This is a genomic window from Mycobacterium sp. (genome assembly GCF_052145595.1).
Classification (GTDB): Bacteria; Actinomycetota; Actinomycetes; order Mycobacteriales; family Mycobacteriaceae; genus Mycobacterium.
Window position 1 is genome coordinate 1 of sequence record NZ_JBKQOI010000207.1, and the last position, 7865, is coordinate 7865.

Below are 7865 nucleotides of genomic sequence, written 5' to 3' on the forward strand. Positions count from 1 at the left end.
GACTGCGCGTCGACCATCTGCACGAACGGCTCGATCTCCCGATACGTCGCGACGTACTGGGCCGGGCTGATCGGCCTTCCGTCGATGGCGATGCGTTCTACCGCCGATTGCAGGTGGGGGCTGGTGGTTCGGCCGGTGCGGCGGTGCAGCGCGGTCACCAGCGCGTCGACCATCCGCGCCACCGAGGTCTTACCGTTGGTGCCCGCGACGTGGATCGACGGATAGCCGAGTTGCGGTGAGCCCAGCAAGTCCATCAATGCGCTGATCCGGGTCAGGCTCGGCTCGATGCGCGTCTCCGGCCAACGCTGATCCAGCAGATGCTCGACCTGCAACAAGGACGCGATCTCGTCCGGTGTGGGCGCCGCAGTGTTTGCTTCAAGGTGCTCCGGCCCCCACTCGGGCGGCTCATTCATTGCAACCCGGCCAGCCTCGCGCTGATCCGATCGGTCTCCTCCTGCGCCACGCGCTGACGGTCGCGGATCTTGGCGACGACTTGTTCCGGCGCTTTGGCGAGGAAGTCGGTGTTGGCCAGTTTGGCGGCCGTCGACGCCAGCTCCTTTTGCGCAGCGGCCAAGTCCTTTTCCAGGCGCCGGCGCTCGGCGGCGACATCGATGGTTCCCGAGGTGTCGAGCTCGACGACGACGGTGCGGTCCATGCTGGGGCCCAGCCGAACTTCCAATGACACCGACGGGCGAAAATCCGGGCCGGGTGTGGTGAGCCACGCCAGGGACGTCACGGCGCCTACCTGGTCGCTCAGGTCCGAGCCCTCAACACCGGCCAACCGGGCCGGCACTTTCTGCCGGTCAGCCAAACCCTGATCGCTGCGAAACCGGCGGACCTCGGTCACCAGCTTCTGCATGTCGCTAACCCGCTGCGCGGCAACCGGATCCAGGGCGATACCCGACGGCGCCGGCCAGTCGGCGATCACCAGCGACTCCTGATCGGTCAGGGCACGCCACAACGCCTCGGTGAGGAATGGGATGACCGGGTGCAGCAATCGCAGCAGTGTATCGAGCACCGCGGCCAGCACCGCGGTGGTGTGCGTGATGCCTTCGGTGAGCTGTGTCTTGGCCAATTCGACGTACCAGTCGCAGAATTCGTCCCATGCGAAGTGGTAGAGCGATTCGCAGGCCCGGCTGAACTCGTAGCCGTCGAAGGCCGAATCCACCTCGGCCCGAACCTCTTCCAATCGTCCGAGAATCCAGCGATCGGCGTCGGTCAACTCGCCCAGCGGCGGTAATGGCGCCAGCCGTGCGCCGTTGAGCAGTGCGTACCGGGTGGCGTTGAACAGCTTGGTGCCGAAGTTGCGCGACGCCCGGACCGCATCCTCGCCGACGGTCAAGTCACCACCGGGACTGGCGCCGCGGGCCAGCGTGAATCGCAGCGCGTCGGCCCCGAACATCTCCACCCAGTCCAGCGGGTCGATGACGTTGCCCTTGGACTTACTCATCTTGCGGCCGAATTCGTCACGGATCAGCCCGTGCAGAAAGACGTCGGTGAACGGCACCTGCGGGCCGCGACGGCCGTCGAGCGTGATGGCGTCGTCGTTGCCGACGAAAGTGCCGAACATCATCATCCGCGCAACCCAGAAGAACAGAATGTCGTAGCCGGTGACCAGAACGCTTGTCGGATAGAACTTCTCCAGCTCCGGAGTCTTTTCCGGCCAGCCCAGCGAGGAGAACGGCCACAGCGCGGACGAGAACCAGGTATCCAGCACGTCGGGGTCCTGCTCCCAGCCTTCCGGGGGCGTCTCCTCCGGACCGACGCACACCTGTTCGCCGTTGGGCCCGTACCAGATCGGGATGCGGTGGCCCCACCACAGCTGCCGCGAGATACACCAGTCGTGCATGTCGTCGACCCAAGCGAACCAGCGCGGCTCCAGGCTGGCGGGGTGAATAACGGTGTCCCCGTTACGAACCGCGTCGCCGGCGGCCTTGGCCAGCGACTCCACCCGCACCCACCACTGCAGCGACAGGCGCGGCTCGATCGGCTCGCCGCTACGCTCGGAATGCCCGACGCTGTGCAGATAGGGGCGTTTCTCCTCGACGACCCGGCCCTGCGCCGCCAGGGCTTCGCGCACCGCGGCTCGGGCCTCGAAACGGTCCATGCCGTCGAATTGCGTTCCGGTGTCCACGATCCGGCCCTTGGTGTCCATGATCGAGATCATCGGAAGCTGGTGCCGCAGCCCGATCTCGAAGTCGTTGGGGTCGTGAGCGGGTGTGACTTTGACTGCGCCGGTGCCGAATTCGGGATCCACATGCTCGTCGGCGACCATGACAAGCTGCCGGTCCACAAAGGGGTGCGCCAGGGTGGTACCGATCAGGTGGCGGTAGCGATCGTCGTCGGGGTGTACCGCGATCGCGGTGTCGCCCAACATCGTCTCGACCCGGGTGGTGGCGACCACGATGTGGGGTTGCGAGTCGTCGAGCGAGCCGTACCGGAACGACACCAGCTCGCCCTCGACGTCGACATAGTTGACCTCGAGGTCAGAGATCGCGGTCTGAAGGATCGGGGACCAGTTGACCAGCCGCTCGGCCTGGTAGATCAGCCCGGCGTCGTACAGCCGCTTGAAGATGGTCCGGACGGCCCGCGACAGTCCCTCGTCCATGGTGAACCGGTCGCGGCTCCACTCCACCCCGTCACCGAGTCGGCGCATCTGGCCACCGATGGCACCGCCGGACTCACGCTTCCAATCCCAGACCTTTTCGACGAACAGCTCGCGGCCGAAGTCCTCCTTGGTCTTGCCGTCGACCGCAAGCTGCTTTTCCACCACCGTTTGAGTCGCGATTCCCGCGTGGTCCATGCCCGGCTGCCACAGCACCTCGTAGCCCTGCATGCGCTTGCGGCGGGTCAGGGCGTCCATCATCGTGTGTTCGAGCGCGTGGCCCATGTGCAGGCTGCCGGTCACATTCGGCGGCGGCAGCACGATCGAGTACGCGGGCTTGGCGCTGGCCGGGTCCGCCGCGAAGTAACCGGCATCCAACCACTTCTGGTAGATCGAGTTCTCCATCGCGCCGGGATCCCACGACTTGGGCAAGTCGGCGGCAGAGCTGTGGCTGGCGGTCACCGGTCAATTCTAGGGAGACCGATTCGCGCGCGTGTAAGCGCCCGAACCCCCGGGTGACAGGGATTCGACCGGCACCGTCCCCCGACGATCAGGGAATGGTCAGCACTTGACCCGGTTGGATCAGGTCAGGATTCGGAATACCGCTGGCGTCCGCGATCACCTGGTACTTGCTGCCGTCGCCGTAGAAGCGCTCCGCGATGGCCCACAGCGTGTCACCCGATTCGACGGTGTACGTCCGGACGGCGGGTTCAGGGGTTTCTTCAGCAACGGGCTCCGCGACGGCTTCGGGAGCGGCTTCGGCCTCCTCGGCGGCGGGCGCCGGCGGTGGCGGGGCGTCGGTCTCGGTCTTGGTCGACCAGGCCGGTCCGTCACCGGAGTACAGCACCAGGTTGCGATCGTCCTGCAGCACGAGCCTGACGTTCTTCTTGCCCTGGGTGTTGCTGTGCCACACCGGTTTGTCGGCCGTGTACACAACGAAATTGCCGTCGGGTTGCAGCTCGGCGCGCACCACATCCTGGCCGTCGGTCCCGGTGGCCCACAGGGACTGGCCGCGCGCGGCCAGAACCAGGTTGCCGTCCTCTTGCAAAGTCAGGGTATAGGCACCGTTACTCGAGGTGAGCGATTCGCCCCGGACGAGCTTTTGCCCTGCGCTGAGCGTGTCTGTCATGACATTCCCCTCTTATCATCGCCGTCCGGCCTACAGGGCGCAGACGTAACTGCCTGGTCCGATAAAGCGAGCCTACTGATCTTGGTTTGTCCTGGACAGCCTTGAATTCGACGCAATCGAAACCATTTGGGAACTGCCCGTGAACAATCCGGCTAATCCGATCGGCGCTGCGCTACTTCTTGCCGCCTAGCAGGCCGCCCAGGATGTCGCCCAGTCCTCCCTTGCCGCCCAACACGCTGCCGAGGATGCCGCCAAGCGATTTGTCGGCCGAGCCACCACCGAGGATGCTGCCCAGAACCTCACCCAGCCCGCCACCGCCGGCGGCCTCCGTTTTCGGCGCACCGCTCTGGCCGCCGGAACCGAGCTGCCTTCCGACGTATGCCAACACGACCGGCAACACTATGGGCAACAACTGCTTGAGCAGATCACGATTACCTGCCCCCCCAGCGGCCAGCGCCGCCGCGACCTGGTCGGCGCCACTACCGCCGAAGAGCGACGCGACCGCCTGGTGCCCGTCGCCCTCGCCACCTTCACCCGCGCCCCCACCAACGTCGAGTAGACCACTTGCGGCGTGACTGCTTGCGAGGGATTCGATCGTGCTGGCGTGCTCTGGATCCTCCGAGTTCTGCTGCAGCCCGCTGAGCAACGCCGGCACCAGCGTGCGGACAGCGTTGTCCACGTCGCCTTGGTCGGCGCCGAGCTTGTTTGCGATTTCAGACGTGGGAATCAGGGTGTACAGGTCATCGAGACCGGCCATCGGTGTGTCCACCTTCACTAAGGGATGTCGATCCAAGTCGACTACGACATTAGACGCATGTGGTCTGGGCCGACAGCCTTCCCGCGGATTGAATTTCGTGCCCGACGGTCCGCCGACCGAATCGATGCCGGGTCAGTTTCGGCGTCAGTTCAGCCGTTCCGTTCGCAGTGACACGGCGGCGGCCGGGAAGCGTTCCAGCAACGCGTCCCCCATCGCCGCCGCGGGAGTCAGCACACCACGCAGTTCGGACAGCTCGTCGCGATTCAGTGCCAGCGCCAGACCGCACTCCCCCAGCAGCACCGAGGTCGCCTTGTAGCCGGGGTCCCCCTGCTGCTCCATGCGCGCCACATAGCGGGCGCCGGTGGTCGTGGTGGTGTAGGTCTCGACGCGGTAGTAGCCACGGTCCCGAGCTGCCGCACTCGGGCCCGTGCCGGGCTTGGGGACGACGCGCTCCACCAACCGGCGCGGCAGGAGCCGGAAGTAACGGCCGCCCACTTTATTGGTTGCGTTGCCGACCCCGCTGATAACTGCGGACGCTAACGGCGCGACAGACGACGACCCCAGGCTCATGCTTTCGCTGTAACGGAACCGGCGGCCGTATGCCCAGTCCAGTAGCGCGTTGCTGCGGCGCACTATCCGGGTGTTGATCGGCGCCATCATGAATCCGCCCGTCCACAGCCCGGTCAGTTCCGGCGCGATCTGGCGACCCCGCCGCCACGGCATGTCGGGCTGCGGGCCGAGTTCAGGTTCGGCGGCGCGGTCGGTGCTCAGCGTGTACGGGTCGGCAAGCTGGCGGCGTACCTCGGGGTCGCCGGAGGCGGCATCGAGCACCTCCAGCATCGACGCGATGGTGCCGCCGGACACCCCGCCGGCGAACGAACGCACGACGAAGTTGGTGTCGACGAGCTCGCCGGCGCCGTCGTCTCGGGCCGCCCGGTACAGCGCATACACACTCAGATCCGAAGGGATGGAATCAAAGCCGCAGGCATGCACGATTCGGGCGCCGGTGTCGGCGGCCTGCTTGTGGTACAGGTCAATGCTCTCGCGGATGAACGGCGGCTCACCCGTAAGGTCGGCATAATCGCTGCCCGCCGCCGCGCACGCGGCGACCAGCGGCAACCCGTAGCGGGTATAGGGCCCGACCGTGGTGATGACGACTTGTGTCCGGGCGGCCATGTCATTCAGGGTGGACGGCGCAGCGGCATCCGCGGTCAGCACCGGCCAGGATTGCGCGGACTCGCCCAAGGTGTCGCGAACGGCGAGCAACCGCTCCGGGGACCTGCCGGCCAACGCGATCCGCGCGCCCGCTCCGGCCCGTGCCAGGTATTCCGCGGTCAGCTTCCCCACGAAGCCAGTCGCCCCGTACAACACGATGTCGAATTCGCGCGGCGTTGCGGTCACGGACCCGACGCTACCGGACGGACGTCAAGTACTTCCGTGGCCGCAACAGCGATGAAATAAGGGATGCAATAAGGAATGCCGGGCCGCGAAAGCCCGGCATTCCTTATACCTAATACCTAGACGCGGTCAGGTTTTCAGACCGTCAGCCGCGCCTGCCGCAGACCGGCCAAGCACCGATGCCCTGGGTGTGCAGCACGTTCTCGGCCACCCGGATCTGCTCCTCACGGCTCGCGCCGACGGGCGAACCCGAGCCACCGTTGGCGTGCCAGGTGCCCGGCGTGAACTGCAGGCCGCCGGAGTAGCCGTTACCGGTGCTGATCCCCCAGTTTCCACCCGACTCGCACTGCGCGATGGCATCCCAGTTCACGCTGTACGCCTTGCGCGCCGGGGGCGGCGGCGGGGCGTCCGGGGCCGGCGGCGGCGGGACGTTCGGGTCAAAGCCCACCGGAGCGGGCGCGGGAGGTGCGTCAACCGGCGCCAGGGCGTCCGGAACGGGGGGCGGCGGAGGAACGTTCGGGTCAAAGCCCACGGGAGCCGGCGCCGGGGCATCCGGAGCCGGCGGCGGGGGCGCGTCCGGGACAGCCCCGGCGACGGGAACGTTCGGGTCAAACCCCGGGTTCGCGCTGGCGGTCCCGGACGGCACGCTCGCGAGCGTTCCCGCGATCGCAGCGAGGATGAGCGTCTTGCGGACGTTCTTCAAATTTCTTCCTTTCGCGGTGCGCGCGCGCCAAAGCAAACCCACGGGGTGGGTTGAAGGTGCCTGGTCCTTGCGGAATAGGTGCTCTGGGACGTGCCGTCTGGTTCTGGCACGACAGCGGCGGGCGTGATCTGCCCGAGCGGGGTGCTACCCGCCGGCTGCGGCACGGCGATGGCGCCCGCAGCCCCCGCTCACACGCGGGTCCGTGGATTCAATTTTCGATTACTTTTCGGTTAAGCCGTTTCGGGCTAAGACGGACCGTAGGGGACCGGACCGAATCCGTCATCTTCGTGAAATGCATATCTCGGTTCGATAACGGACCGATTACGACGCGATTGCGTGGTTATTATCGCAGGTCAAACATGCCTTTTCGGCATAAACTCACCAGCCGCGATCACGGCTGAATTGTGACCCGAATCACGTCAATTTTGTGACTCGGGACACGTATTTGCGGTGTTGCGGAACAGCTGCCGCCCGTAGTACTCGACCGGACCCGGCGGCGGCAAGCCGGCGCAGCCTACCGCAAGCTAACACCGATCTGACGTCCGACCCACCCAGACGAACCGGATGACGCCTCGATTAGCTCGAAATATCGAATACAGCAATATCTTTCGACGGTCCCGCGGTCAACACCGCACAGTTTGCACCCAGCGCCCCGTCGCCATCGGCGCAAGACCTTCTTGGCGATGGATTTCATCTAATCTGGCTCTGCACCAACATCTTTCAGTTCATAGTCGCCGTTCTGGCGGCTGCGACGGCCGCCTGCCTCGCGAGAGGGCCCGCGACGGGGCCAGGTGTTTCTTCCGATTTTGACATGGCAATTTGCCGGATAACCTTCGAACGCGAGCGCACTTTTGACCGTATGCATCCGATACGCGGTTTTTTTCGAAATCGCCACCGCGCCAACGCGACACGGCACGCGATCAACTCGCACGCCGCCGCCATTATCGGGCGGGCCCGATGGAATTTCGACAAACGCTCAGCGTAAATTACGCGTTATATCAAAAAGGCCTGCTGAACTATTCTTTGTCAACAAGCCAAAAAATTTTTACGCAAAATTTATGCGACACGTTTGAGCTAATTTAATGTGCGCGTCGCCGGCTCCGCGGCGCGCGGTAACTCTCAGGCTCCGGGCCGCACCAGCGCGCACAGCTCGGCGTCCGTGTTGACGTTGGTCAGCGGACGGGAATCAGAGGTGACGATCCGCTGAGTGTCCGATACGCCGACCAAGGCGCGCATGGAGCGCTCACCGGCGGCCACCAGCGCATCGGCTCGG

5 protein-coding genes and 2 pseudogenes are annotated in these 7865 nt (G+C 65.5%); all 7 read right to left on the bottom strand.

All coding sequences use genetic code 11. The features are described 5' to 3' along the window. Positions 1-413 (bottom strand): annotated as a pseudogene (locus ACLP4W_RS18860) (dihydrofolate synthase); the annotation flags it as partial. Beyond that, positions 410-3067 (bottom strand): valine--tRNA ligase, encoded by a 2658-nt coding sequence (locus ACLP4W_RS18865; protein WP_442388505.1) that lies wholly within the window; start codon positions 3065-3067, stop codon positions 410-412. The pseudogene ACLP4W_RS18860 and the gene ACLP4W_RS18865, both read right to left, overlap by 4 nt. Positions 3068-3155: 88 nt before the next feature. After that, positions 3156-3734, bottom strand: a complete 579-nt coding sequence (locus ACLP4W_RS18870; RefSeq protein ID WP_442388507.1) for a LysM peptidoglycan-binding domain-containing protein — start codon at positions 3732-3734, stop codon at positions 3156-3158. 172 nt (positions 3735-3906) lie between these two features. Further along, on the bottom strand, positions 3907-4491 hold the full coding sequence (locus ACLP4W_RS18875; protein ID WP_442388509.1) for a DUF937 domain-containing protein: 585 nt from the start codon (positions 4489-4491) through the stop codon (positions 3907-3909). 144 nt (positions 4492-4635) lie between these two features. Continuing rightward, positions 4636-5892: a saccharopine dehydrogenase family protein gene (locus ACLP4W_RS18880; RefSeq protein WP_442388511.1), complete on the bottom strand. Its 1257-nt coding sequence runs from the start codon at positions 5890-5892 to the stop codon at positions 4636-4638. Between the two features lie 142 nt (positions 5893-6034). After that, positions 6035-6592: a transglycosylase family protein gene (locus ACLP4W_RS18885; RefSeq protein WP_442388513.1), complete on the bottom strand. Its 558-nt coding sequence runs from the start codon at positions 6590-6592 to the stop codon at positions 6035-6037. A gap of 1119 nt (positions 6593-7711) precedes the next feature. Beyond that, a pseudogene (locus tag ACLP4W_RS18890) lies at positions 7712-7865 on the bottom strand (molybdenum cofactor guanylyltransferase); the annotation flags it as partial.

Bases quoted from the DNA above. Each gene is read 5' to 3' on its own strand.
- ACLP4W_RS18870 (WP_442388507.1), bottom strand. From the start codon at position 3,734: ATGACAGACACGCTCAGCGCAGGGCAAAAGCTCGTCCGGGGCGAATCG.
- ACLP4W_RS18875 (WP_442388509.1), bottom strand. From the start codon at position 4,491: ATGGCCGGTCTCGATGACCTGTACACCCTGATTCCCACGTCTGAAATC.